The sequence below is a fragment of the Butyricicoccus sp. AM05-1 genome (assembly GCF_003474415.1).
GTDB lineage: Bacteria > Bacillota > Clostridia > Oscillospirales > Butyricicoccaceae > Agathobaculum > Agathobaculum butyriciproducens.
In genome coordinates this window covers 464,545-488,834 of sequence record NZ_QUDG01000001.1, presented here as the reverse complement: position 1 = coordinate 488,834, position 24,290 = coordinate 464,545, and the positions used below count along the sequence as shown (strand labels likewise).

At 51.4% G+C, this 24,290-nt stretch carries 31 protein-coding genes; 1 reads left to right on the top strand and 30 read right to left on the bottom strand.

The features are described 5' to 3' along the window. Nucleotides 1-64 precede the first annotated feature (64 nt). The 12 genes from DW088_RS02875 to DW088_RS02830 all read right to left on the bottom strand — a co-directional run bounded on the left by DW088_RS02875 (nt 65) and on the right by DW088_RS02830 (nt 8,106). A complete protein-coding gene (locus DW088_RS02875; RefSeq protein WP_118359318.1) occupies nt 65-256 on the bottom strand; it encodes a recombinase family protein in 192 nt (63 codons plus the stop codon). A gap of 552 nt (nt 257-808) precedes the next feature. Beyond that, a complete protein-coding gene (locus DW088_RS02870) occupies nt 809-2,317 on the bottom strand; it encodes a recombinase family protein (RefSeq protein ID WP_015564339.1) in 1,509 nt (502 codons plus the stop codon). 89 nt (nt 2,318-2,406) lie between these two features. Next, nucleotides 2,407-2,583 carry a hypothetical protein gene (locus tag DW088_RS16010; protein ID WP_015553872.1) on the bottom strand — a complete coding sequence of 59 codons (177 nt, stop codon included), beginning with the start codon at nt 2,581-2,583 and terminating at the stop codon, nt 2,407-2,409. Between the two features lie 133 nt (nt 2,584-2,716). After that, nucleotides 2,717-2,986 carry a hypothetical protein gene (locus tag DW088_RS02865; RefSeq protein WP_015564338.1) on the bottom strand — a complete coding sequence of 90 codons (270 nt, stop codon included), beginning with the start codon at nt 2,984-2,986 and terminating at the stop codon, nt 2,717-2,719. A gap of 441 nt (nt 2,987-3,427) precedes the next feature. Next, nucleotides 3,428-3,850: an RNA polymerase sigma factor gene (locus tag DW088_RS02860; RefSeq protein ID WP_015564337.1), complete on the bottom strand. Its 423-nt coding sequence runs from the start codon at nt 3,848-3,850 to the stop codon at nt 3,428-3,430. A gap of 532 nt (nt 3,851-4,382) precedes the next feature. Then, nucleotides 4,383-4,640, bottom strand: coding sequence for a DUF3592 domain-containing protein (locus DW088_RS02855; RefSeq protein ID WP_117502867.1), 258 nt, complete (start codon nt 4,638-4,640; stop codon nt 4,383-4,385). A gap of 48 nt (nt 4,641-4,688) precedes the next feature. Next, nucleotides 4,689-4,823: a hypothetical protein gene (locus DW088_RS16530; RefSeq protein ID WP_256186109.1), complete on the bottom strand. Its 135-nt coding sequence runs from the start codon at nt 4,821-4,823 to the stop codon at nt 4,689-4,691. A gap of 391 nt (nt 4,824-5,214) precedes the next feature. After that, nucleotides 5,215-5,904 (bottom strand): VanZ family protein, encoded by a 690-nt coding sequence (locus DW088_RS02850; RefSeq protein WP_223385979.1) that lies wholly within the window; start codon nt 5,902-5,904, stop codon nt 5,215-5,217. A gap of 14 nt (nt 5,905-5,918) precedes the next feature. Next, entirely contained in the window at nt 5,919-6,098 is a 180-nt protein-coding gene (locus DW088_RS02845) for a cysteine-rich KTR domain-containing protein (protein WP_074021989.1), read from the bottom strand. Between the two features lie 128 nt (nt 6,099-6,226). Then, nucleotides 6,227-6,877: an ABC-2 transporter permease gene (locus DW088_RS02840; protein WP_117502866.1), complete on the bottom strand. Its 651-nt coding sequence runs from the start codon at nt 6,875-6,877 to the stop codon at nt 6,227-6,229. Next, entirely contained in the window at nt 6,870-7,730 is an 861-nt protein-coding gene (locus tag DW088_RS02835; protein WP_118359316.1) for an ABC transporter ATP-binding protein, read from the bottom strand. The genes DW088_RS02840 and DW088_RS02835 overlap by 8 nt, the downstream gene beginning before the upstream one ends. Next, entirely contained in the window at nt 7,723-8,106 is a 384-nt protein-coding gene (locus tag DW088_RS02830; protein WP_002578893.1) for a GntR family transcriptional regulator, read from the bottom strand. The genes DW088_RS02835 and DW088_RS02830 overlap by 8 nt, the downstream gene beginning before the upstream one ends. 199 nt (nt 8,107-8,305) lie before the next feature. On the opposite strand from DW088_RS02830, the gene DW088_RS02825 reads away from it, so the two are divergent. Then, nucleotides 8,306-8,671: a helix-turn-helix transcriptional regulator gene (locus DW088_RS02825; RefSeq protein WP_004064252.1), complete on the top strand. Its 366-nt coding sequence runs from the start codon at nt 8,306-8,308 to the stop codon at nt 8,669-8,671. A gap of 169 nt (nt 8,672-8,840) precedes the next feature. Here the strand turns inward: DW088_RS02825 and DW088_RS02820 are convergent, their stop codons facing one another. The 18 genes from DW088_RS02820 to DW088_RS02725 all read right to left on the bottom strand — a co-directional run bounded on the left by DW088_RS02820 (nt 8,841) and on the right by DW088_RS02725 (nt 24,284). Continuing rightward, nucleotides 8,841-10,256 (bottom strand): relaxase/mobilization nuclease domain-containing protein, encoded by a 1,416-nt coding sequence (locus DW088_RS02820; protein ID WP_118359314.1) that lies wholly within the window; start codon nt 10,254-10,256, stop codon nt 8,841-8,843. Nucleotides 10,257-10,335: 79 nt separating this feature from the next. Then, complete coding sequence (locus DW088_RS02815; RefSeq protein ID WP_005927606.1) at nt 10,336-10,626, bottom strand: CD1845 family protein; 291 nt, start codon at nt 10,624-10,626, stop codon at nt 10,336-10,338. Between the two features lie 175 nt (nt 10,627-10,801). Then, nucleotides 10,802-11,143 carry a plasmid mobilization protein gene (locus DW088_RS02810; protein WP_005927607.1) on the bottom strand — a complete coding sequence of 114 codons (342 nt, stop codon included), beginning with the start codon at nt 11,141-11,143 and terminating at the stop codon, nt 10,802-10,804. Next, a complete protein-coding gene (locus DW088_RS02805; RefSeq protein ID WP_003500078.1) occupies nt 11,143-11,325 on the bottom strand; it encodes a DUF4316 domain-containing protein in 183 nt (60 codons plus the stop codon). The genes DW088_RS02810 and DW088_RS02805 overlap by 1 nt, the downstream gene beginning before the upstream one ends. A gap of 12 nt (nt 11,326-11,337) precedes the next feature. Continuing rightward, the gene (locus tag DW088_RS02800) at nt 11,338-11,961 is read right to left on the bottom strand and encodes a hypothetical protein (protein WP_118359312.1); all 624 of its coding nucleotides are present in this window, start codon (nt 11,959-11,961) and stop codon (nt 11,338-11,340) included. Between the two features lie 99 nt (nt 11,962-12,060). Continuing rightward, the gene (locus tag DW088_RS02795) at nt 12,061-12,462 is read right to left on the bottom strand and encodes a cysteine-rich VLP domain-containing protein (protein WP_064786966.1); all 402 of its coding nucleotides are present in this window, start codon (nt 12,460-12,462) and stop codon (nt 12,061-12,063) included. Nucleotides 12,463-12,656: 194 nt separating this feature from the next. Continuing rightward, a complete protein-coding gene (locus DW088_RS02785) occupies nt 12,657-13,304 on the bottom strand; it encodes a DUF4366 domain-containing protein (RefSeq protein WP_025543445.1) in 648 nt (215 codons plus the stop codon). Beyond that, the gene (locus DW088_RS02780; RefSeq protein ID WP_117861113.1) at nt 13,291-13,557 is read right to left on the bottom strand and encodes a DUF4315 family protein; all 267 of its coding nucleotides are present in this window, start codon (nt 13,555-13,557) and stop codon (nt 13,291-13,293) included. Before DW088_RS02780 ends, DW088_RS02785 begins: the two co-directional genes overlap by 14 nt. A 22-nt stretch (nt 13,558-13,579) precedes the next feature. Then, complete coding sequence (locus DW088_RS02775) at nt 13,580-15,247, bottom strand: C40 family peptidase (RefSeq protein ID WP_118359310.1); 1,668 nt, start codon at nt 15,245-15,247, stop codon at nt 13,580-13,582. Nucleotides 15,248-15,526: 279 nt separating this feature from the next. After that, nucleotides 15,527-17,956, bottom strand: coding sequence for a VirB4-like conjugal transfer ATPase, CD1110 family (locus tag DW088_RS02765; protein WP_050574704.1), 2,430 nt, complete (start codon nt 17,954-17,956; stop codon nt 15,527-15,529). Next, nucleotides 17,874-18,260 (bottom strand): PrgI family protein, encoded by a 387-nt coding sequence (locus DW088_RS02760; RefSeq protein WP_003500106.1) that lies wholly within the window; start codon nt 18,258-18,260, stop codon nt 17,874-17,876. Before DW088_RS02760 ends, DW088_RS02765 begins: the two co-directional genes overlap by 83 nt. Nucleotides 18,261-18,304: 44 nt before the next feature. Beyond that, complete coding sequence (locus tag DW088_RS02755; RefSeq protein ID WP_256880809.1) at nt 18,305-18,925, bottom strand: DUF7007 domain-containing protein; 621 nt, start codon at nt 18,923-18,925, stop codon at nt 18,305-18,307. 42 nt (nt 18,926-18,967) lie between these two features. Further along, nucleotides 18,968-19,609 carry a septation protein SpoVG family protein gene (locus DW088_RS02750; RefSeq protein ID WP_158573025.1) on the bottom strand — a complete coding sequence of 214 codons (642 nt, stop codon included), beginning with the start codon at nt 19,607-19,609 and terminating at the stop codon, nt 18,968-18,970. A gap of 42 nt (nt 19,610-19,651) precedes the next feature. Then, nucleotides 19,652-20,518 carry a VirB6/TrbL-like conjugal transfer protein, CD1112 family gene (locus tag DW088_RS02745; protein ID WP_117762130.1) on the bottom strand — a complete coding sequence of 289 codons (867 nt, stop codon included), beginning with the start codon at nt 20,516-20,518 and terminating at the stop codon, nt 19,652-19,654. 41 nt (nt 20,519-20,559) lie between these two features. Next, nucleotides 20,560-20,775, bottom strand: coding sequence for a Maff2 family mobile element protein (locus DW088_RS02740; RefSeq protein ID WP_016306504.1), 216 nt, complete (start codon nt 20,773-20,775; stop codon nt 20,560-20,562). An 89-nt stretch (nt 20,776-20,864) separates the two neighbouring features. Beyond that, nucleotides 20,865-22,688: a VirD4-like conjugal transfer protein, CD1115 family gene (locus DW088_RS02735; RefSeq protein WP_118359306.1), complete on the bottom strand. Its 1,824-nt coding sequence runs from the start codon at nt 22,686-22,688 to the stop codon at nt 20,865-20,867. Next, the gene (locus DW088_RS02730) at nt 22,685-23,155 is read right to left on the bottom strand and encodes a PcfB family protein (RefSeq protein WP_118359304.1); all 471 of its coding nucleotides are present in this window, start codon (nt 23,153-23,155) and stop codon (nt 22,685-22,687) included. Before DW088_RS02730 ends, DW088_RS02735 begins: the two co-directional genes overlap by 4 nt. 91 nt (nt 23,156-23,246) lie before the next feature. Then, nucleotides 23,247-24,284, bottom strand: a complete 1,038-nt coding sequence (locus DW088_RS02725) for a hypothetical protein (RefSeq protein ID WP_243029751.1) — start codon at nt 24,282-24,284, stop codon at nt 23,247-23,249. Nucleotides 24,285-24,290: the final 6 nt, after the last annotated feature.

Here is a 24,290-nt window from a genome sequence, read left to right as displayed (position 1 = left end):
TGTGCATCCATGAACTTCTCCATGCCAATAACAGCTATGTATTTACCATTAGAAAGAAGATGATCTACCGCAGCTGAGTCCATTTGGCTTTTCCGGTCGGAGAAGATATTTGTTTTGCATGAAGCATATCCACGACCTTTCCCAAACTTGCTCCTGCCATATAGAAATCAAAAATCATACGCACAACATTTGCTTCACTCCTATTGATTTCAAGTGTCCCGCTACTGGTCAAAGTAAAACCATATGGTATTCTCATGTTTTGCCCCTCCTAAAAAATAAGAATTACTATGCTGCCGCCTCACCCGAGAGGCAAAACATAGGAATATAGAATATATTGTTTTCTTTCGTGCTGTCATTCTGCACAGTCGGCAAGGTTAATTGGTCTTATTTGGTGTCAAAAATGACAAAACCCGTGTATAACTTAAGTTATACACGGGTTTTGTCTAATATGGATAGTGTTGATGAAAAAGATGCACTACAAAGGTCTTGTGGCGTAAAGTTTTATCAATTTGCTTTAGATTAAAGATCAGATCACAAAAAATGTTTGTCTCAATTAACTTCCGGGCTCCTTTATAGGCAATCGGGTTTATTTTTGGGGATCTACTACAAAATTCTGTATGAAGCTATCATTATGTAGATTATGCGCAATAAGTTTTTGATTGACTAAGTCAGCATCTAAACCAGAAAAATCAAATTTTTTAAATTCTTTAAAGAAGTCTCGAATTTGTTTCTTTAACTTCACCAAACATCGGTGTACAAGGGGTACAAACAAGATAAAATAGAAATGAGGGGCGATAGAGCGGAAATGTCAGATTTTCCACTCTATCTGAACACGGTCGCTGGTGGCCTTGATTGTAGAGATCAAACCATCGGCGGCTTTTCTTTTGTCGTCAAAATCTATGCTCTCCCAGTTGTCGAGATAATAGGATAACTTCTTTATCTGCTGGGGCGATATGGTTTCAACGCTCAATTCGGCGATTGCCTTTGAAATGGTCTGGCGTCGGGTGTCCAGTTCTTCAATTTTTTTGTTGGCGTAGGCAAGCAAGGTCGCATTGGCTCCGGTCAGTGTGTCCAGCAGCTTTTCAATTTCTGCCTCCACCTGTGCCAGCTCTACTTGATAGGCTGTCAGCTTCGGATTGACCTTTTCCTCTTTGCCGTGGAGTATCTGAAAATCTTTGAACTTCTCCTGCATGGCCGAGAAAATGAATTGCTCAAATTCTTCTTTGCGAATTTTCCCGCAGCCTGGACAGCCTTTGTTTTCCGTCCGTTTGGTACAGCGGAAATATCCGGTGCTGTTTGGTACATGGGTGGCTTTCAGAGCATACCCACAATGACCGCATTTGATTTTTCCGGCCAGCCAAGTATTTTTCGGTTTCCGTCCCTGCTGGAAGGTGGTATTTGCCATAAGTTTTTTCCGGCATTTCAGCCATGTGTCAGAGGAAATGAGTGCTTCGTGGGGAGCGATAACAAGTATCTGGTCTTTTAAGCACCTGTCCTTGTCCTCTTTCACATCCCGCCCCTGATAGAGATAGCAGCCGTTTGTTCCAGCAAAGTCAGAAGCGTCATTCACAATCGCTGCACCCTGGCTCTTGAAAAATTCGTACAGTTCCAAATCGGCCTGTGCGTAAACGGGGTTTCTTAAAAGCTGGGAAAGAAATGTACGGAACATGGATTTGCCATAAATTTTTATGTCATGTTCCTCGAAGTATCGGGTAATATCTCCGAAGGAGGTTTCCGGTTCAGCGTACATTTCAAACATCAGCCGAACATGGTCGGCGGCTACGGGGTCGGCAACCATTTTCTTTGTGCGGATACCCTCTACCACAGTAGGCTCTAACTGATAACCGTATGGCGCCTGCCCGCTCATGTGGAAGCCTTTCAGGCACCGGGAATAGTAGGCGTCTGTGACACGCTTCTGAATTGTCTCACGTTCAAGCTGGGCGAATACAATGCAGATATTCAGCATGGCCCGGCCCATCGGGGTCGAAGTATCAAACTTTTCCGTGGAGGATACAAACTCCACATCGTACTCTTGAAACAGCTCCATCATCGTTGCAAAGTCCAGAATAGAGCGGCTTATACGGTCCAGCTTGTACACGATGACCCGCCGAACCTTTCCCTTGCGGATCTCGCCCAGCAGCTTTTGAAACTCCGGTCTGTCCGTATTCTTACCGGAATACCCTTTGTCCTTGAATACCCGGCAGCTCCCGCCTTTCAATTCATACTTGCAAAAGTCGATCTGACTTTCAATGCTGATACTGTCCTTGCGGTCTACTGACTGTCTTGCGTAAATACAATCTTCTCTGATAAATTCCATATTGGGCTCCTTTCCTTGTTGGAATGGAGCTACCAACCTTACAACTATATTATACCATCAGCAGCCCCGGACAACAATGTTGCGAATGATTAGGGAAATCTGTCCCCATATTTACTGAACACCTCGTAAAGACAACGCTCAATTTCTTTTTTGCGCTGTTCTTTCTCCTTCGGGGGAAGTACCGGCGTGAGGCTTTCCAGCACAATGATCTTCCCTTGAAATGCGACAGACTTTGTTTCTCGTTCATAAGTGACAGCTTGCGTCATTGAAAACCTCCTTTGCGAAAGTGCGTGTATATGCCAGCCTTTCCCACTTGTCCCGTGGGGAAATGTCAAAAGACGGCACCCAGCAGGTGCCGCCCTTTGAGCTTTCTCCACTTCGGGTCAATGTGGCCCGAGGTCAGTAAGGACTGGAAAGGTACTTTTCTTTGGCGTCCTCCACGCTGTTGAGGTCGAATACTTCATAAAGCTGCCCCACAACACGCCGTATATCCTTCTTTGAAAATCCGCAGTCCTCCATTGCCATAATGACATAACCACGGCAGGCGTCATTGCTCCATTCGTCCGGTTCCAAGCCGGGGATCATTCCAAACGCATTTCCCATAAAGTGCTCCTTTTTTGAAAAGATGGGGAGCCACGCCGGATTGGTTGGCCTATCATCAGACAGCATTGCCGGGGGCTCCCCATAGGTTTTCACTTCATTTCAGACACACCGGACGGGCATAGGCTTCATGCCCCATAGTATTTCAACTCTCCCCATTCTGATGGCAAGGCGTTCTCATTGCCTGCGACGGCTCACGGCTTGCAAGGCCGCTTCAACGCTCGGACTGTGACTAAACGCAAGTATCCGGGTTCTGCGCCTGTTCCGGTGGAGCCAGCCTTGCCCCACCTATGGCATGGACCTGTTCGCTCGCTCAGTTTTACAAAGACTGTATTCTCTGAAATCTGAGGTCATGGCGGGTCTGTCACACAGCGCGTTCCCCTTCGTATCCGGGTGTCTTTTTATTCAATTTTCAATCTGCATGAGGCTTGTCTGAACCTCGGGCCATTGTGACCCGAAGTGTTTTGCCTCTCATAAGCCATTTCATTTTCCGGCCTAAATCGGTACGCCTTACAAAGAATTTTTCAAAATTTTTTCTAAGCGCCGCAGACCTCGCTCGATTGCGACACGAACCACTTTTTCATGGACGCCCTCTGCCCGGGCAATGTCCTGTTTGGTCATGCCGAGAATGAAATGAGCATAAATCCGTTTTGCCTGTTTGTCCGGCAAACTGGAAATCGCTGCGTGAAGCTCCTGCATGGTCACTTTCCGCTCATACAGTTCATGGGGCGATAAGGCGACAAAGACAGCTTCGTGCTCCAGCCCGTCGTCCCGATCAAGGGAATAGTAGGCTTTGTGGCGGTATGTACGCAGCCGATAAGCAGCCTCTTTACGCTCAAACTCTTTGAACATTTCTGCAACTTCTTCCGATACTTCCATGAAGCAATCCGATGTATAAAATGGGTAATAGTCCCGCAAATTGATAATAGCCATATTGACCTCCGTTTCGGTTGTTGGTTGACGAGTGACCGAAACGAAGGCGGCGGGGAGCGGCACCGGGGAATGACTTCGGGCCAACATGACCCGAAGCTAACGCATAAGAACGCAAAAGCGCCCGGGCGGCATGAAGCCACACGGACGCATGAAATGACATAATAATTAAGGTTCCAACAAATTTCGCATACATAGCCGGAATAACCCGGAGGCGGAGCTATGCTTTTTTTAACTGATGTAGGTCATGGGTGCTATGAAAAAAGGCAAAAATAGACACGGCGGCAATCCTCCTATATGCCGCCGTGGATTTACACGGTGTTAGGTCGTCGTTGGTTTAGGATAGACGAAAAGAAACGGCGGCTCTGATTTTCTCAAAACCGCCGTATCAGTCGATGATACAGAAAAGCGCACGAAATCCTCTGCCCGTCAGCGGTTTTTTTCTTTTCCCCGCTGTGGAGGCAGATGTTTGAATATGTAGGTATGTTTCATGCCGCAAAGGCCAAAACATACCGTGTTAGTCATTCAATTTGAATTAGAGTTCAATTCTTGCTTTCGATGGCTTATCTTTACAATAAGTAACTTTAATCGTTGTTCCCTTGTCAGGGACTTTGTTTCCTGCGCCAATCCATTTTCGGCAGATGTAATCTTTGCCGTCTATCGTATATTTGACCTTGATAGTATGCGGAAAGGCTGCGCCATCCATCGCATGAACGCGGGCAGGTTTACGATTCACTTTTAACCACCATTGTTTTGTAACTGAAATTACAGTTCCCATTGTTTCTTTTTCCATAAGTTATACCTCCAATGATATTTTTGATTGATGATACCTATTTTCTATTCAGCCTTTTCTTTGTTTGTAGTAAAAGCGGAACGCTGCTGCGCCGGTGGCCGCCAACTGTACCAGAATCAGCACAGCAAACAGACCGAAGCTCTCATAGTAGAACAGTTCATCCCAAAAATATAGTCTGTTCAAATGATGCCATTTATTGTATTCTAAATTTGTAGGTAAGCTGAACGGGTAACTTACCAAGGGATAGCGGCAACAGATGTCTATCTAACCATACTACCATTGAGATCGAAAAGTATGAATTGAAGAGTACAATAATAGGGTTGATTGAGGATCAACTTTTATTTTTTGTACCTTCATGTTAGAAGCCGTTGTGGACTATTACCTAAAAATAATAGATATAACACAAAGAGAATTATTCAATCTGTCCAAGCATAACAGGAAGGAAAAGATTGAAATTCCATAGGTAGTGGCTTCGTTGACGCGACTAAGTTCAATACGGAAAAATCGGTCTGCAGGTGTGTCAAACAGAAGACACTATTTTTTTATATCTGAGACCGATTGTTTCCGATACAATTTATGGAACATTCAGCACATCATGGACAAACCAAGTCTGAGCCGTGACCATAATGGCAAATGTGCAAATAGCAAAGAGAAGTACTTCAGCCACAGCATTGACACGGCTGGATTGAAGTTGCTTTTTCAGATTGGCAGGCAAGATTCTTGACAGCAGACAATAAACTAAAAATCCAATACAGGCTCCAGCGGTATTTGTCATCAAGTCATTGATGTCGGAAGAACCCCAGCCAAACATCTGGACAATTTCAACAGCCAAAGAAAACAGAAAGCCAGTCAATGCAACCGTCTTCATGTGATGATATTTCTTGTACAGCAGCGGCAGGAAAAATCCCAACGGGACAAACAGAATAATATTCAGAATGGTATCAATTGGCCCAGTTATCATACCGATAAATGGAGTCCAAGAAATGTTCGGGCGAAAGGTCATTGTGCTTGTAAAGCCGATGCCTGTGACGGTCAAAAGTCCGAATAAATAATAACCAAAAACAAACACTGCAGCGGTATGGAGAAAACTTTGTGTTCTCCCCAATTTTTTGAGCCACAAGAAATACAGTACGAAGACTGGAACCATAAACACATACCCACTAATTGAGCGGATGAGAATATCAGAAATTGGTATCATTATTATCTCCTTGTCAAATTCAAATTTATTGCCCATTCCAGCATTGAGCATTTTCTCATAAAGCAAACAGAATACTGTCATTAGTAACGACGGTATTCCCATAATGCTAATCGTAAGTCTAATTGTTCAATGTCGATTAGACATTCACTTTTACATTTTGGACAAAAGAGAGGAAAATTTTTAAGTACGGTATCTTCCCGAATTTTGTCGCGTGTTTTATTCCCGCAGACTGGGCAGCGGATGAACTCTGTTTTCTCCATATTGTTCACTCCGAATTGCGATCATTCTTTTTCTTATCCCGATATTTCCGTATGAGTTTATTACGGATAGGAACGCCAACACCAAGCAAAAGCACAACTGCCAAAATTGTGAAATCCATACAATCACCTCACATTTCTTTGTTCTTCATAATCCGAATGGACAAGAAGATCGAAACCGCATACATCACGACAATAGCAAAAACCGCAAAGAAAACGAGAAGTATCGGAAAAGATTCAACGACTGAAATAATTGATTTCCCGATAGCTGGCATTTTAGAGAGAAGAAGTAAAGTCACCAAAAAACCGGCCACTGGAATATACATAAATACCCGTCCTTTGATTGAGCCGTACTTGTAATATCCCGGAATCTGGAACACAGTATAGAGTGCAAATAAGAATACTCCTGCAATAGCGGCGGTTACAATGTCAAATACGCCAACTGTTTCACCCAGCACTTTCAAGACAAGCGGCTGTGCAATCAAAGAAATAATCAAGGAAAGAAGCCCCATTGCAAGGACGAAAACATAGCGTCCGATCACAAGCTCGCTTTTCCGAACAGGTAAAATACCAAACAGACGATCCATACTGTTTTTTTCTGTGATGGAAAAGGTATATCCCGTCGTCATGGCAATAAAGCACATAGCAAATGATACCCCTGTCAGTAAAGAACGATTGATTGCGGCAAACACAATCGGCAGAAGCAGGGTGAAACAAATTGTCTTAAAATATGGTTTTACCAATGCAATATCTAATTTTGTGGATTTCAAAATATTACTCATAATCGTCACCTTTCTTGCTTGTAAACACTACAATTTCATCAATAGTGGCAGGCTCAACAGTCAGGTTGGAGAAATCGTTAATATCTTCGGTTTTCATCAGAGCCTCAAATCCCGTAGGGAATGTACGAATACCAGCCGCCTTATTTTTCAGATCATTGGACAGTTCCTCAATTCCACCTTTTACAATGCGGAACATATCTACAAAATCATCTTTGCTGCCAGTAAAGAACAACTCGCCATAACTGATGTAGGTAATATAATCGGCTGCACGCTCCAAATCGCCTGTGATATGGGTGGAGAACAAAACACTATGTTCGCCATCTTCAATATACTCTGAAAGAATTTTCAAAAGTTCATCTCTGGAAACCGGATCAAGTCCACTGGTCGGCTCGTCAAGGATCAGCAGTTTGGCGTCGTATGAAAACGCACAGGCAAGCATTAACTTCATCTGCATACCTTTGGAAAGTTCTTTTACCTTTTTGGTTGGTGCAATGTGAAATTTCCGTAACATATCCGCAAATTTCTGGCTGTCCCAATTTGGATAAAATACCGAAATGGATTTTTCAACCTGCGACACTTTCCAATCATCACTGAAATAATTTGTATCGAAAACAACGCCCAGCTCTGATTTTACTTTTTGTTCTTCTGCGATATTATCCAGCCCCATCACTTTGACTGTGCCGCCGGTGCGCTTGAGCATATTCAAAATCAGTTTGATTGTCGTTGTTTTGCCAGAACCATTCGGGCCGATCAAGCCCATAATATACCCCTTTGGCAAAGTAAAGCTGATATTGTGAAGTTGAAAAGAATCAAAAGATTTTGAAAGATTCGTTACCTCTAAATAATTAGTCATCTGTTTTTACCTCCGTTAAAATGTCCAAAAGGCGATGTAATTCCTCTGTGGATAGATTTGCCATTCTTGCAGCTTTTATTGCTTCGGTGAGATTGTTTTCTACTTTGCAAATAAGCTGCTCCTTAATCAGTTCTGAACCAGACCCCATTACGAAACATCCGCGCCCCTGCACATTTTTAACAAAGCCCTCTTGCTCTAATTCTGTGTATGCCTTTGTCACTGTTAAGACGCTGATCTTTAGGTCTTTGGCAAGTGTTCTAAGGGAGGGCAAAGTTTCTTCGGCTTGAAGCTCGCCAGATAAAATAGCCGCCTTGATCTGCTGTTTAATCTGCTCGTATATGGGGACGCCAGATACATTTGAAATAATCAGTTTCATTTCTGCATCCTCCGTGTGTTTTAACTGTTATGATGTTGTGTATAACAGTATAACACAGAGAAAAAATAATGTCAATGAATGAATGGATGTTTGTGTTTTCAAGGTTCAAGAAAACATAGCGGAAATAAAATACCACCTTACATCATATTTCATTACATTTTCATAATCCAACCCGAAATGTACAATGATATAGGGTGATATGAGAATGAACCAAGATGAAAGAAGGTTTGACTTTCACGGCCTCGGGGCGGCTCTCAAAAGAGCCAGAGAAGAAAAGGGCTGGACACAAGCCTATGTTGCGGAATTAGTAGACCGTGACTCCCGTACCATTATGAATATTGAGAACAAAGGTCAGTATCCCAGTTTCGACCTTTTTGTTAAACTCATTACCATGTTTGACGTTTCAGTTGACCAATTTATTCATGCGGACGGAGGGGCAAGGTCAAGCTCTTGCAGAAAGCACATTGATGTACTTCTAAACTCCATGAATGAAAAAGAGCTTGTCGTGATAGAAGCCACAGCCGAGGGCATTAAGAAAGCCAGAGAAACGGAGGTTCCAGAATAAGGGCCTCTGTTTTTTTGCGCCATTTTAGGGGCTGCCGCTAAGTGGCAAGCAATGCCTCTGTGGCCACAAGTGGCACAAAGGCGGCTTGTTGGGGCTCGCCCCAAACCCGTATCTTCGGGCCAACATGGCCCGAAGTGTCAGCGTCGCTTTGCTCCTTATTTTCATAACCTTAACGCTCCTTTTCCTGCTTTCTTCCCGGCTCGGTGTAGCCCATCAGAGTGTCAATGTTCGCCTTGATCGTGACGATCTCCTGCATATCCCGTCGTGCCTTCTGGTATTCTCCATAGAGCTGTTTTTTCTTTGCTGTGAGCTTGCGGCCTTCCTCCTTCAGCACATCCATTTTAGGGAGCTTCGCCCCACCCAGCAGAGAGCGCATTTCCGCTTGTGCAGCCCGGTACAGTTCAAGGTCGGCCTCATGCTCCGCAAGGAATTTCCGGCTGTACTTCGTCGCCTTATATTGCTCAAAGACTGGGCGGGTTTTGGCATACTGAACCGTTGCGGCCTTTAGCCCGGCATTGGTTTTCATGGCCTGTTCCGTCTGCTTGATCTGCTCGGAAATGGTATGAAAACGGTCTGCTGCCTCGGTGGCTTTCTGTGCCAACTGCTCATAATCGGTCAGGCCATTGTCCTGTATATAAGCAAGAGCGGCGGCCATCTGCTTAATGTTAAATACCTTCGCCCAGCGTTCATATCCCGGCCCCTTACCGGCAGCCAGCTTTGCTTGAATATCCACCGCCAGACTGATTTTCCGCTCCGAGCGCCCGGGGCGTTTTTCTTTGCCCTCAATGGCGGACAGAACATCTTGCAAGTCGTAGCCGTCCCCCAGCGTGGAGGCACGCAGACGGGTGAAGCGTTCCTGTCCCTGCCCGGTCAGCCGGAAGCTGATACCGCCGCCCCGAACCGTCTTGACCTCATACCCGGCCCGCTTCATCAAATTGAGAAATTCGTCCAGATCAGCGGGGCGTTCCGCCAGCGCAGTATCAATAGCAAGGCGCAGTCGGTCCTGATAGGAAAGCGGCCCTTTCCGGTCTTTCTGCCACTCCCCATAGTTCCGATACTTGCTCTTGCTCCGGGGCTTCGGGTTCTCCACGATGGACAGCCCGTTTTCAAGGCACAGCCTGTCAGAGAGCCGCCGAAGGGCGAAGCTGGAGCCCCAAAAATTTCGGAATTTCCGGGTGCAGTCAAGGGTGGTGGAGTTGTAATAAATGTGACAATGGATGTGCTGCTTATCGGTGTGCGTGGTAACGATAAAAGCGTGCCGCCCCTTTGTCCAGCGCATAGCCAGCTCATAGCCGATACGGTTCGCCTCCTTCGGGGTGATCTCGCCCGGATAGAAGGATTGTCGTATCTGATAGCACAGCACATCATTTTCTTTCTTCTGTTCCCGGCCCGTCATAGCGGCATAGCTGGCCTTTGCCAAAAGGAACTCGTCCGCCACGGTGGCCGGATCACATTCATAAGCGGAGATATACTTTCCGCTTTCTGTTTTCTCCGGGTCCTTGCCATAGTCCAGACAATCCCGGATAGCCTCAGCAATCGTTTCGCCTTCGCCCGCATGGCGCTGTAACAAAGTTGTGGTAGCCAAAAATCATTCCTCCTTTCCATGAGAAAGGGGCGGCCCATTCAGACCGCCCCGACTTCGGGCCAGTATGGCCCGAGGCTGCTTAACTTGCCAGAAACCGGTACAGAGCGGATTTGCCTCCGTCCAGCGCCCAAAGAAGGGAGCCCGCCGCCGCTTGCAGTCCATACGGCGAAAGAAGGAAGGCAAGAAACAGAAATACGATCCCGCCTATGGGCGTCGGCGTGAAAAAGAGAGCGACACCCAGCACCGTCAGGATCACAGAGGCAATCGTCAGCAGGACGGCACAAATATCAAATAGGAACACCAGCAGAGCCGCCAGAAGGGACAACGCTAAAGCAAAGGGAGCAACCAATATTTTCAGCAGTATCTTCATCTTCAAAACCTCCTTTATCTATCCTTCCTACCTCTATTTTATCATGCCTGCCCGGGGACATAAATGTTGCGAAAGATTAGTAAATCCTGTCCCAAACTTTCGGGTCATACTGGCCCGAAGTGGTAAAAAAAGAGCAGGGCGGCAAGCCCCGCAACGGAAGCCTGCCGCCCTCGTCTTACTTTGCCACCAGCTCGGAGAGCTCCCGCAGCACCTTTGACACCTCGCCCCACAGCTTTTCATAGTCCCGCTTCAATCCGTCGATTTCCTCCGGGTACACGCCATAGGTGTGTGCGTGTACGGCGACCTGATTGAGATTGTTGGAACAGCGCCGTTGCAGAGAGATCAGCTCTTTTACGGGCGTAAGGTCGATGTGCAGGATATACCCGTTCAGAGCCATTTTCCGTACATAAGCCCCGGCGTTGGAAATGCCCGCCTCGGCCATCCGCTCATGGATGGCCGCCAGCTCGTCCGGTGTTACCATGACGTGCAGATGGACATTCCGCTTGCGGTTCTCCATCAGCGTTCCAGCTCCCGGCCTTTCCGGCGTTCTTTGGGCTCCTTTACCTTATCCAGCGGTTTTGCGTCCAACTCCGGGGGCGTGGGCGGGATGGGCGTGTTGTTGGGTACGCCGTCGATCATGTTGCAGTTCTGCTCTGTGGAGAGCTCGGCGGTTTTCAGATAGTTGTCTTTTTCGTGCATGGCGATCCTCCTTTATCGTTCCTCATGGTTTTTATGGCTCCGCTTCTGGCCGGGCTCCTTCGGGGGTTCCTGCCCTCTGGTTTCATCTTTGAGCCGGGCGGTAATGGATGGGCGCACCCGGTCAGGATTGCCCGGTGCTGGTTTCAGCTCATAATCCTCCATCTGCTTTTCGGTCAGCGGCTTTGCGTAGGTCAGTTCGCCCCATGCCATCAGCCTGCCGTCTGCCACAGGACGCCGCCTGTCATCGTCGTAGTTGACGATGGAAAGAGGCTGGTTATCCGGCGGCTTCGGGTAAGTTCCTATGTCCACGGGCCGCTGGGTAGAATAATAGCGGTAAACGCCCTCCGGTCCCAGCTCGGTATGCTTGACCGCCGCATGGTAAAGCTGCTGATAGTCGTCCACTCGGCGGTCAAAGTCCCGCTGCGCCCACGCCTGACTGGTTCCATAGCGGCCCCAGTAGTAATCCCGATGGCCGTTTTCCCCCTCGGTAAACTGCCAGGTCACAAAGGGGCTCGGCGCTCCCGGATTATGCCCCAGCGCAAAGCCGTGTCCGGTTTCAAAGGTGGCAGCTTTCAAAATCACATATCCTTGTACTGTCTCCAAGAGATACCTCCTTTCTGTGCCTCGGGCTAACATGACCCGAAGTGCTGGATGTTACGGAATAAGAGGGCAGACCGGGGAGAAATGTAATAAGATATTCCCACCCCGGAAACACCCTCAAAAAAGCCCGGAATGTCAAGCCTTTGGAGGCGGCAAATCGTAACAGCCGCCCGGCCTTTTCTCCCGCATTTTCCTCATGCGTTCCCGGCTTTTCCGACGGTTTCCTTCGGCCTTGCAGACGTCGGAGCAGTAGGCTTGACGCCCCTCGGGCCAAAATGCCTTTCCGCAGACCGCACAGGCCCGCAGTTCCGGGGAGATTCCTTCCGTTGTCAGCGCCGCTTGAAGCTCCGGGTCAAGGGGCAGGACAGCCTCACGGAAGTAACGGCAGTACGCCCCTGTCCAGCACTTGTGCAGCATATAACAGGCACAGTCCAGAGGAAGGCACAGGCCGCTTTCCCTGTCATAGTTGGCACACATCCCCGTGACCAGAGAACGGATTTTCTTCTTCTCGTCACGGGTCAGCTCCCGGGCGTCCATTTAAGACTTCGGGCCACGATGGCCCGAAGGGCGGGGCTCCACGATCAGCGCCCGGAACTTCTTCCGGCACTGTTTTTTCTTTCCTTTGCACTCCTTGTAATAACGGCATCCCTTACAAGGGTCGTCATTGTCCCAGCCGGGGTGCGGTACTTCCTTCATCATTCGTTCAAAAGGGCTGCTTGTAAAATTCATTCTCATTCCTCCGTATCTTCCTCCCACGGCGGGGTATCTTCGTCCTCGGGTTCCTCTGCGATCTCCTCCAGCTCCCCGTCCTCATATTCGCAGTAATCATCTTCCAAATCCGGGGCCTCATGCTTCGGCTTGTAAATCTTGAAATAGTAACCAATCCCACCGCCGGCCAGCACCACCGCACCGATCAGGAGCAGAGAGAGAAGGGGGCTGTCCTTTTTCTCCGGCTCGGGTTCCGGTACTTCCTCCACCGGTTCGGTGGGCTTTGGCTCTGGCTCCGGGGTCACTTCTTTGGGCGGTTCCTTACCCTGTTCGGCAAGAGGAAGAAGGTCGTCTGTGGTAACGGTATTGAGGAAATAGACGTTCTCGCTGGTTTTCTGTTTGTCGATCACCAGATAAAACACGCTCTCGTCTGCGGTCGTGATGGTGTAGAACTCCTTTCCATCCGCGTCGGTGGCGTTGTCCACCACGGTTCCCGTCCCGTCCGGGGTAAAGGGGTTCTGGGTTTCCGGCTCCGCTTCGGTTTCCACCGGGGCGGGCGTTGTCTCCGGCTGCGGCTCGCTGCTCTGGGCGTAGGCCGGGACCGTAAAGCTCAGGCAACACAAAAGGCTGGCAGCCATCGCCGCCAGCCTGCGGTATTTAATTTTCTTCATGGGCTGTGTCCTCCTTTTCGAGTGCCTCCGGCTTCGGGTCAGTATGGCCCGAAGCGGTAAGGCTGTTTTTGGGGTCATTCAGAAAAGCCATAAGCTGGGCGGGGGTCAGTTTGAGCGAGCGCACCGCCTGCACGATCTGGCTGTTTTCTTCCTCCTGTTTCTGCTTTTCCAGCTCCCGGATTTTTGCCTGCCATTCGGCAGCCTTCTCCCGGGCTTTTTCCAATTCCTTATCGAGCTTGTCGATCTTGTTCATGCAAGGACTCCTTTCCTCTGGCTCACAAACGCCCGAAGGCATAGAAATGTGTCTGCCAGTAGCTTGAATTGATGTTTGCGTATTGGATGGGCGAACCACAATGGAGCATCATCCCGTCGCCCACATAAATCCCCACATGGGACACAGGGCCGGGGCTGTCATAGGTTCCCGTGAAAAAGATAATGTCGCCGGGCTTTGCCTCGGAGGGGGAAATGATAGCACACTGGTTATAAATGCCCTGCGCCGTGGTACGGGGCAGGTTGTGGACGCCGCTGGCCGTGTACACCCAGCAGACAAAGCCCGAACAGTCAAAGGAGGTGGACGGGCTGGAGCCGCCCCACACATAGGGCCAGCCGATGTACTTTGTGGCTTCTTCCATGAGCGCCGCAAAAGCCGGGTCATCCAGCGCCTCGCCGGGTATCTCATAGCTGGGGCCGGTATCTTCGCCACCGTTGTAAATCCCTTCCCACAGATAGGGTTTGTTGCCTTTGAGCTGCTGCATAATGGTGTAGATTTCCCGCTGCTGTTCGTTAAGCCTCGGCAGGATCACGGCAGGCAGCGTTTTGTTTGTGAGGGTCACATTTAAGATGTAATACTCATAGGGGACTTCCTCGGTGGTGGTTTCCCCGGTCTCCGGGTCGGTGCTGGTTTCGGTGCGGTAGCGTATCTCGACTTCCTCCGTCAAGGTCAGCTCATACTGTGCCTCAAAGATTTCTCGCAGTTCGTCCTGCACCTGTTCCCGGAAATAGACATGGTACTTTGCCGAGAGATAGGACGCCAGCTCATAGGGGTTATGGCCGATCTCGTCCACCGAATAGCGGTACTCGTCATAGCCGGGATGGGTGCTTTCGATGTTTGCCACCGTCTGCGCCAGCTCGTTTTCCAACGCTGTGTAGTCCTCGTCCACCCCCAGCAGGTCCGTATCCTCCGAGGCGTAGGAGGTGCCGGATAACGCATTGGCAAGGCCGCTGCCAAGCGTGGGAAAGATGGAGCTTACCGCCGACACAAGAAAACAGAGCAGCAACAGCAGGAGCAGGACCAGCACCGCCACGGGATGACGGGTCACAAACTGCGCCGCCCGACGGGTCGCAGTTCCCGAAGCGGCAGCGGTTTTCTTTGCGGCCTTTGCACCCTGTTTTGCAGCCGCCTTTGCCTCTTTGGAATACCGGCGTTTCAGTTTCCATTTCTGCTGCACACGGGAAAGCGGATTGCTGGTAAGCTCCGGGTGCTCGGAGGCCATCTTCTGAAAATCCACATTGGCCCGGGCTTTTATGTCCTTCCGTTCCCACTTTGCCACTTTCCGGGCCGGGTGTTCCCGCCAGCGGCGTTTGGCATAGCGGGTCAGTTTCCGGGTTCCGGCCTCTGCGGCCAGCTCGGATTTATGGGCTCCTTCCACACCCACATTTTCATGCTCGACCTCGTGTATCTTGTTGTGGACATAGAACCACGCTTCTGTGCGGGCTCCCCGGACTGCCTTTTTTGCAAGCCACGGCGGCTTCTTCGCTGCCCGTTTTGCCTCGGTCTTGTCCAGTTTCTCCCGGGCCTTTCCCAGCTTTCCCCCGGCGTGTTCCGCTTTTGCCTGTGCTTTCTGGTACTTGTCCTTTTTGCTCCCGGCCTTCTCGGCGGAGCCCTCCGGCTCCTGTGCCTTGCCGGTATCCTGCGGCCCGCCCGCTTCATCCTCCTGCCTCATGCGGTCAGAGGGACGGCTTTTCCGTCTGTCCTCTTGAAACTTGCCGCTTTTGGACTTCGGGCCATTGTGGCCCGAAGGACTGTCCTGCCCGGTATCCTCGTCCTTAAACCGCAGGCGTCGGGATGGTGCGGGGGAAGGCCCTTCCCGTTCAGCCGGTCCGGGGCGATTGCTCCCGGTATCCTCCGTCGGCCCCGGCCTTTGAAAATTCCGTTTATCCGGTTTCTTTCCGATGATGTATCCCTCCTTTCCAAACCTCGGGCCATCATGGCCCGAAGTGCGTTATGCCCGGTTCATTTCCTGTTTTTTGTCCTCCGGGCGGGTGGTCATAATGGCGTACAGCTCGGTATTCTGCGGGAAGCGGTCAACAAACGGGATGGTGGTATTCCCGAAGAACAGCAGCCCTTCGCCGGAATTGGTATGGGTCACATAGGAAAGCTGGTGGGGGCTGATCCCAAGCTGTTTGGCTAAAATCTGCCGGTCCCCCTGTGCCTGCGAGAGCAGCACAAGGAAGTCCGAGTTTTCAAAGATGTTCTCAATCTCCGGGCTTGCCAGAAAATCCTTTACGTTCTGCGTTAAAGCACTGGGAACGCACCCTTTTTTTCGCAGCATTTTCCAGATCGCCACACAATAGCTTGCCGTCAGACGGTCACGGAGCAGCACATGAAATTCGTCGAAGTAGCACCATGTAGCGATACCGCGGAGGAAATTCATGGACACCTGCGAGTTTACCAAGTCCTGCATAATGAGCATGGCAATCGTCCGAAGCCCGGCCCCCAGCTTTTTTAAGTCAAGGCATACCAGACGGCGGTTTAAGTCCACATTGGTTTCATGGTTGAACACGTTAAGGGAACCCGACACATAGATTTCAAGGGCAGTTGCCAGCCGTACCGCCTCGCCCTCCGGCTGGGAACAGAGCAGGTCATACAGGGTTTGGAGGGTCGGCATTTTGCTTGTTTCCGGGTCCTGCAAATGTTCCCGGTACATCTGGCGTACACAGCGGTCAATGACGGTCCGCTCCACCGGCTGCAAGCCATCCTTGCCGCCAACGATCAGCTCCATCAGCGACAGGATAAAGTCGGCTTTCAGCGCCATCGGGTTTTCCTCGTCAAAGCTCAGGTCAATGTCCATCGGATTGATGTGGTGGGGGCTGTCCGGTGCAATCTCGATGACCTGTCCGCCCAGCCGCCTGATAAGGGGCGAGTATTCGCCCATCGGGTCCACCACGATAATGCGGTCTTTTGTGGCAAGGAACACGTTCACAAGCTCCCGCTTTGCGGCGAAGGATTTACCGGAGCCCGGCACACCGAGGAACAGGCCGTTGGGGTTTTTGAGCTTTTTCCGGTTTGCCATGATGACGTTATGGGAAAGGGCGTTGAGCCCGTAATAGACGGCTTCGCCATCCATGCGGAGCTCCTGCGTCATAAAGGGAACGAAAATGGCCGTGGAGCTGGTGGTCATGCCGCGCTTGATCTCAATGCCGTTATGGCCCAGCGGAAGGCTGGAAAGAAAACCGTCCTCCTGCTGGAAGTCCAGCCGCTTCAAGGTGCAGTTGTATTTCTGGACGATACCGGACACCGTGAACAGGTCGTTGTCCAGCTCCCGGCGGGTCGGGGCCATGTTTACCACAAGGAAGGTCAGAAGGAACATTCTTTCATTCCGGCTCTGTAAATCTTCCAAGAGGGTCTTTGCGTCGTTGCTGTACGTTACAAGGTCAGGCGGGAGTATGTCCATGTCGTACCCTGACCGGGCTGCCTTTTTTTGTTCCTCCACTTTCATCTTGTCAATGTCGGAGACTTTGGCCTTGATGGATTTTACGGCGGCGGCCTGATCGACGGTCTGGATATGGAGGGTAATGGTCATTTCCGCATCCATTTCCAAAAGCTCCGCCAGCAGCTTGTCCGAGAGCTCCGAGGCCAAAATCTGCAAGTAAGAGGCAGCGCCCCAGGTCGTCCCCACCCGGAACAGACGGCTGAAACGGAAGTCGAAGCTGTCCGGGGCGATAAAGTCTTTGGTGGAAAGCCCGGTTTTGGGGATCATATCCCATGAAAACCGGAAGGGGGAGCCGCTGCCGGGGTGGAGCTGCCCGTGAAGAAGCTCCAGCCGTTCCAGCCCCGAAAGGGAGCGGCACTTGACGCCCAGCTTTTTGAAGTTCCCGCAAATGTCCGCCTCTACACGTTCCAGCCTTGCCCTGGCGGTGGGAAGGTCGTCCACGTTCACGCCGAAGGTCAGGAGCTTTGTGCGGACAATGCCGTTGTTGCTTTTGGCGATCTGGTTTTCCAGCATTTCCACATACTCACACCGGACGCTGTTGTAATCATCGTCCTGCATGGGGATGTTCACGCTGTACCGGCTGCCCGGGCGGCTCCGGTGGTTGAGGAAGGAAAGCTGGAACGGAAGGCTGCTGTCAAAGTAGTTGAGGCAGGCGCTCCACCCGTCAAAGATGGCTGCCTGATCTTCGGACTGTGCGAGCTGGTAGTTGATGTCCTCGTATTCAATGGTTTTGGTGTAATAGCGGTCCGCTACCCGGCACACCCCGTCCCGGTACATTTCCCGGTAAGGGAGGGTCTGCTGGGCGGTGGTGGGAATGTTCTTTCCTTTCGTGAACAGGCCGGTAAGGCCCTGCTTTTCAGGCTTTCTGCCTGCGGGCTTTCCGGCCCTTCTGCTGTTTCGCAATCGGCTGCGCCTCCTTTCTGGCGCTAAGCAGCGCATAGAAGTTTTCGGTTTTGTAAGGCCGCACACGGGGATAGAGGAACCGTGTGCGGATGATGTTTTTCAGCACTTTTTCCAGCGGCAGACCGTCTCGTTCATACATAGCCAGAAAGAAGAACGGGAGCATGAGGCCGATCATCAGGAACATGGCGGCACTGTTCCCGATACTGCCACGGGAAAACAGGTAAGCCGGGAGGCCCACCGCCGCCGCGCTGGAAAAACAAACAAGCTGGCGCTTCGTTAGGTTGAAGGCCAGCTTTGTCTTGATTTTGGAAAGGTCTTTTGGTACTGGCACATAGGCCATTTTGGTACACCTCCTTTATTGCTTCGGGCCAGCATGGCCCGAGGTTATCTTGCGGCCTCTTTGGCCGGGGCTGTGCTGCGGGCAGCTTCGGCGGCCTCTCGTCCGCTCTGCCTTGCCCGCCAGTATTCGGGGTGATACTGCCGGATGGACTGATTGAGTTTTTCTTCAAACTGTCCTTTGTCCTTAATGCGGTCAGGGATTTTCCACAGCTTTTTGTCCAGCAGCTCCCGGAGCACTACGCTTTCCTGTGCGTCCTCCTCATAGCAAATATAGCCCTTGTCCTTGAAGCCGCATTTTTTGGCCGCTGGGGAGAGAACGGCGGCTACCTCGTTTGCCACCATCGTTCCGCCGTGGCTGGCGGTAGATACCAGAAACACTCCCGGACAGAGGGTTTCACAGCTCTGCACCTCGCCCCACGGGGAGCTTTTCGGCGCATGGAACATTCCGCCCGTCCGGCTCCGGTCTGCCTGCATGAGTGCTGCCTTTTCTAAGATGGCTTTCAGTTCCGGGGAAAAATAGGCATATTCCCGAAGGACACGGGCGGCCTCCCCGCCGCAGGCGTTCATCAACAGGGTATAGGCGTCGCTGTCCGCTTTGGTACAGCGGCCCAGCAGTTTTCCGTCGTAATAGCAGGCCGCATCATAGCCCGTCCGTTTGCGTGGCATGGGTTTCGCCTCCTTTCTGCTTCGGGCCAGCATGGCCCGAGGTCAACGCTCTGCGCTGCGGCTGGGCTTTTCCTTCGGAGGCCGTTCTGCCTTTGCCTGTTCGGCAGCCGCTTTTCCGGCTTTGAGCTGGTCGCTGATGGACGCACGCCCCACAGAGCCGCGCTCCGCCATCTGTTCCAGCTTTGCCTCATAGGCTTGCAGAACAGCGGTGTTGAGCTGTTCCCGGAACTCCTTTGTGACAGGGTAGGCCATATCCCGATAGCCGCCTTTGCCGTCCGGCTGGCTGGGCATCCCAAGAAAGAGGCCCTTGCTGCCCTGTACGATTTTCAGATTTTCCACCACAAAGCAGTCATTGAATTTCACGCTGGCAAAGCCCATGAGATTTTTCACAGGTTCGATGACCCGCACGCTTACATCCAGCTTTATAGGGGCGGCTGGTGTTCCGCCCGCAGTTTTTTCCTGCATGGATTTCTCCTTTCCGGCGGGAACAAGGTTCCCGTCCTTGTAGTCATAGCCTTCCGCCCGGAGTGCCGCCAGCGTGTCCGCCGATACGCACCCGGACAGTTTCAGATCGGTTTCCACCATAAAGCGCATGGTGTCTGCTTTAGAAAATTCTTCGGGGAGCTTTCCGTAGAAAGCCGGGTGCGGCTGTCCGTCCGCACCCTGTTTGTAACGCCGGGGCATACCGCCTCCTTTCCGCTTCGGGTCAGCATGGCCCGAAGTCTCTTAATGGCAGCCGAAGATGGATTTTGCAAGGCTGCCCGTTTTGAACAGGGTAAAACACAGCAACACCGTATATCCCACGCATCCCCAGATCGCCCCGATGGGGTCGCCGTCGGCGGCGATACTCTGGATCAGCACCGCATAGATGGCAACACAGACTAAGATCAACAGACCTTGAAAGCCCACCGCAAAGAGGGAGCGGAAATAGTTCTGCCCCATGTGTCCGGTTTCCCTGTTGGGGACGGTGGCAAACGGGATAGGCGCTAAACTTGTGAGTAAATAAATTTCAATCATACGGCCATATACGATGACGAAGATCACGATGTTTAAGGCAATCATGGTAAGCTGGATCAGGAAGGATTGTAGCCAGAGTCCGAACAGAGGGCCTAACTCCATCGCTTCAAGCTCTGTCCGCAGACTGTCCAGCACATCCGGCGTGATTTCTGTCCCGTTCTGGATAATGCCCGCTGACTGCTGGATCACATGCTGGCTCACATCAAAGACCGCCAGCACGATATTGAAGGTATTCGTCAGGATCATCACAGCCACAAAGGTTTTGAACACCCACTTAAAAAACATCCATGTGTCAACTTCATGGAGGTTGTTGCGTTCTATGAGCATCTGTATCAGTTCATAGGTCATGACAAAAGTGAGGATGACCCCGGCGATTGGCAGAATGGCAGTTTCGGAGATCTGTCGTATCATGGAAAAGACCCCGGCGTTCCAGTCCGCCGGGGTCGTGCCTACCTGTGTGGCGATTTCGCCAACGCTCTGATTGACGTTATCGAAAAGGCCGTCCAGATTTCCCATGATACCATCGACGAGCAGACCTTTCAGCCATTCAACGATTGCGTCGATGATAAAGTCCATACATCAGCTCCTTTTCTGGAAAAAGGGACAACGGGTGACATTTAGCTGAACAGCCCGGACAGCAGAGGGATAAGCTGAAGACCGATCAGAACGACACCGCCGCCCGCCATCAGCTGCTTAATGCCCTGGCTTTTTGCCGCAGGGTTGTCCGACCCGTAACCTTCCAGAAGGTTGATGACGCCCCATACCGCCAGACCGGCGCCAAGAGCCATGACCAGAATTTTGAGAATGTCGATTGCCTGATTGAAAAATTCCATATACGTTCCTCCATTTTGTTTGTTTGATGATTTTGGGTACAAAAAAAGCCGCCCACATCGGCGGCGCTTCGGGTCAACATGGCCCGAAGTTACACAAACTCGTCGCTGTCCAGATCATCGAAATTCAACAGGTCAGCTTCTTCGTCCGTGTCGGAGCCGTCCACTTCGTACACCGTGTATTCGTCCTCCGGCTTTAGTCTCAATGGCCGGTGGCGGAACAGGCTTTCCAAGCGGAAGGCGTTTTTCTTTTTATCAAATTCGGCTGTGTACTTGTAATTCGGGTGCTTTTTCAAGTCATACTTCGGAGACAGGAAGGGCGGGAGCCCCCGAAGCTGCAAGATACATTTATCCCCGGGCATGGTGGTGATCTCGCTGGTGGTCATCAGCTCCCGGCCAAGCCGCTGCATATTCTGGCTGTAACTTTCAGACTGCCCACGGCTTCGGCCCTCGGTCTGCATGGAGATGGTGGCCTTGCCCAGCCAGTTTTCCGAAATATCCTTTAGGGTGGAAGCCTCCCGGCCTCCGAGGAATACGATACTGTCCATGTTGCCCATGATGGTTTCGGAATGGTCTTTGTACAATGCCTTGCACTGGCTCATTGCCTGATAAAAAAGCGTCAGGCTGATCTCACGGGAGCGGATGACGGCCACGATCTTTTCCAGCCCCGGCACCTGTCCGGTGTTGGCTGCCTCGTCCCACAGCACCCGCACATGGTAGGGCAGACGCCCGCCATAGGTGTTATCAGCCCGTTCACACAGAAGGTTGAACATCTGCGAAAAAGCGAGGGCAACCAAAAAGTTGTAGGTGGTGTCCGTGTCGCTGATAAGAAAGAACAGCGCTGATTTTTCATCCCCCAGCTTATCCAGCTCCAGTTCGTCATAAGACATGATCTCCCGAAGTTGGGGAATATCAAAGGGAGCCAGTCTTGCACCGCAGGAAATCAAAATGCTTTTGGCTGTCTTGCCGCTGGCGAGCTTGTATTTCTTATACTGCCTCACGGCGAAGTGCTGGGGGCTGCGGCGTTCCAGCCCGTCAAACATATAGTCCACCGCATTTTTGAAGGTTTCGTCATCCTCCCGGACTTCCATGCTGTTTATCATTTCCACCAGCGTATTCATGTTGCGTTCTTCTTCCGGCCCCTCAAAGACGATGTAGGCCACAAGGGCGCAGTACAAGAGGGTTTCGGCTTTGGTCCAGAACTCGTCGCCCTCCTTACCGTCGCCTTTGGTGTTGGCAATCAGGGCGGTAACAAATTTCAAAACGTCGCTTTCTGTCTTGATATAGGCCAGCGGATTGTAGTGCATGGATTTTGAAAAGTCGATACTGTTGAACACCCGCACCCTGTATTTCTCCCGTTGCAGAAACCGTCCGCACTGGTCGAGGGTGCCGCCCTTCGGGTCTACCACCACATACGAGGAATGGGCTTGAAGGAGCTGCGGGGTCAGCCAGAACCTTGTCTTTCCCGAGCCGGACGAGCCGATGACACAGGCGTTTAGGTTCCGGGCATTGGCGGGAATCTTCGGGCGGGTGTTCATGGTAAGGTACTCCGTCCCGGTCAGAATGACATTGTTCTGAAATTTAGGGTCAACAAACGGCTTTATATCCTCCTTTGTTCCAAAGCGGGCGGTGCCGTACTCCGCATCCCGCCGGAATTTTTTCGCCTGCCTGATCTTTGACTGTATCAGCAGATACACCCCAGCCGCACCGGCAAGGCCCACCAGCAGGTCAATACCTCCCAGCCCCGGCCAGTAGGTTTCAAAGGCTTTGGGGAAGGTATCGAGCATCCCCATGAGCTTTGTCCCGAAGTCTGTGCCGGGCGCAATACGGTAGGCCGTCCCGATTTTGGAGAAGAACCAGAACACAAAGAGGTACGGCAGGTTTGGGAGCACATATTTTCTGATCTTGTCACTCAACGTCCGTCCTTCACCGCCTCTCTGGTTCGCTGCTTTTCCTTTGCCTGTGTCCTGATCTGCTCCGTGAATTTCCGAAGCTGGCCGAGGATGGAAGCCTTGTCTTGCTCTTTGTTCAGCACCTTTGCGCTGTACTTCTGGAAGGCCGCCGTGATAGCGTCTGCCTGATTGGCTTTGAAAAACAGCAGGTAATGACCGGGGCTCACTTTATGGAAAGCGTAGTCCACATGGAACTCCTTCGCGATCCGGTCAAAATCCTTTGGAACTCCCACATAGGGCATGGCACTTTTGCCGCCATAGTGGTTCATCAGCTTTTTCACGCTCTGGCGTCCCTGCGGGGTCAGCGCCTTCCGGTGGTGCTTTTGCAGCGCCTGAACCACCTTGCCAAGAGCGGCAGCCAGCACTTTTCCTGTGAGCTTTGTTGTCCTGATCGAAAGGGCAACCGTTTTTTGATTTACTTCTTCCTGCATAAAACCTCCTTTCCGTCGGGGTCCCCGCTATCCGGGAGGCCCCCGTACAGTTTCGGGGAACAGAAAACCTCGGGCCAATGTGGCCCGAGGCTTACCGCTCGGCATCCCTGCCGGACGGAGCTTTCTTTTCCGGCTCCGTCTGGACTTTTTCGCCCTGTTCCCGCATGGTCTGCAAGATAGAGGGCTTCTTTTGAAGCTGGGAGGGCTTTTCGCCGGACAGCGGCTTGATACATTCCAAACGGTCAGCCGCCCGGATGGCGTTGTCCGTGAGCTGCCTCTGCCATGCACCTACGCTGGGAGCCCAGCGAAAGCCGCTGCTTTTCAGCTCGGCCCGGGTGTCCGCGTCAGGCTTTCCGTCAAAGAACACCTGCAAGCGGTTGTCCTCCCGGTTCATTTCCACACGGCCCCCATCGAACTCCCAGCCGGAAAATTCCTGCTGTGCCTGTTTGGAAAGCTGTTCGATACGGGCCTTTACCCGGCGGATCTCCGCATTGTTGTTGGTAAGCTGGTAGCTTTCAAAGGGCCTCGGGTCGCTCCGCCAGCTTGACGCCATGCTTGCTTTCAGCTTTTCGATCTGGTCCGGCGACAGCAGCGCACAGCCGTCCAGTTTGCCATGCTTGCGGTAATAGGCGTTGACCTCCTTCATAATGAGCTGGGAGCGTTCCAGCCCGTCCAGCTTCTTCTGGAGCTTTTCAATCGCTGCCGGGTCATCGGCACTGATCCCGCCCATGCCGGTGCTGCGTATCTTATCCAGCAGCCCTTGAATATACCGCCATTCCTCCATGTTGCTGTCTCGGGCCCGGTTCTGTTTTTCCTTTTTTCCTACCGGGAAGTTGGCAGGTCCGGCGATCATCACAGAGGGAACCCTCGCGTCAATGGCAAAGCCCTGGTTCATGTTTTCGGCCAGCTTGCGGGCGTAGGTGTCTAACAGATGGTCGATCTTCTCATGGTACATGGGGTCCACCCTGGATTTTTGCTGTTCGGCTATGGCGGCGGCCTTATCCACCATTGCCCGGTATTCCGCCGTTGCGCTCCCTTCCTTGTAGTCGGAAAAGCTGTTCATTTCCTTTGCCCGGCGGGCGGCTCCTTCATTGATAGGGTAATAGTTGATGGTATGCACCTCCTTCATGCTTCG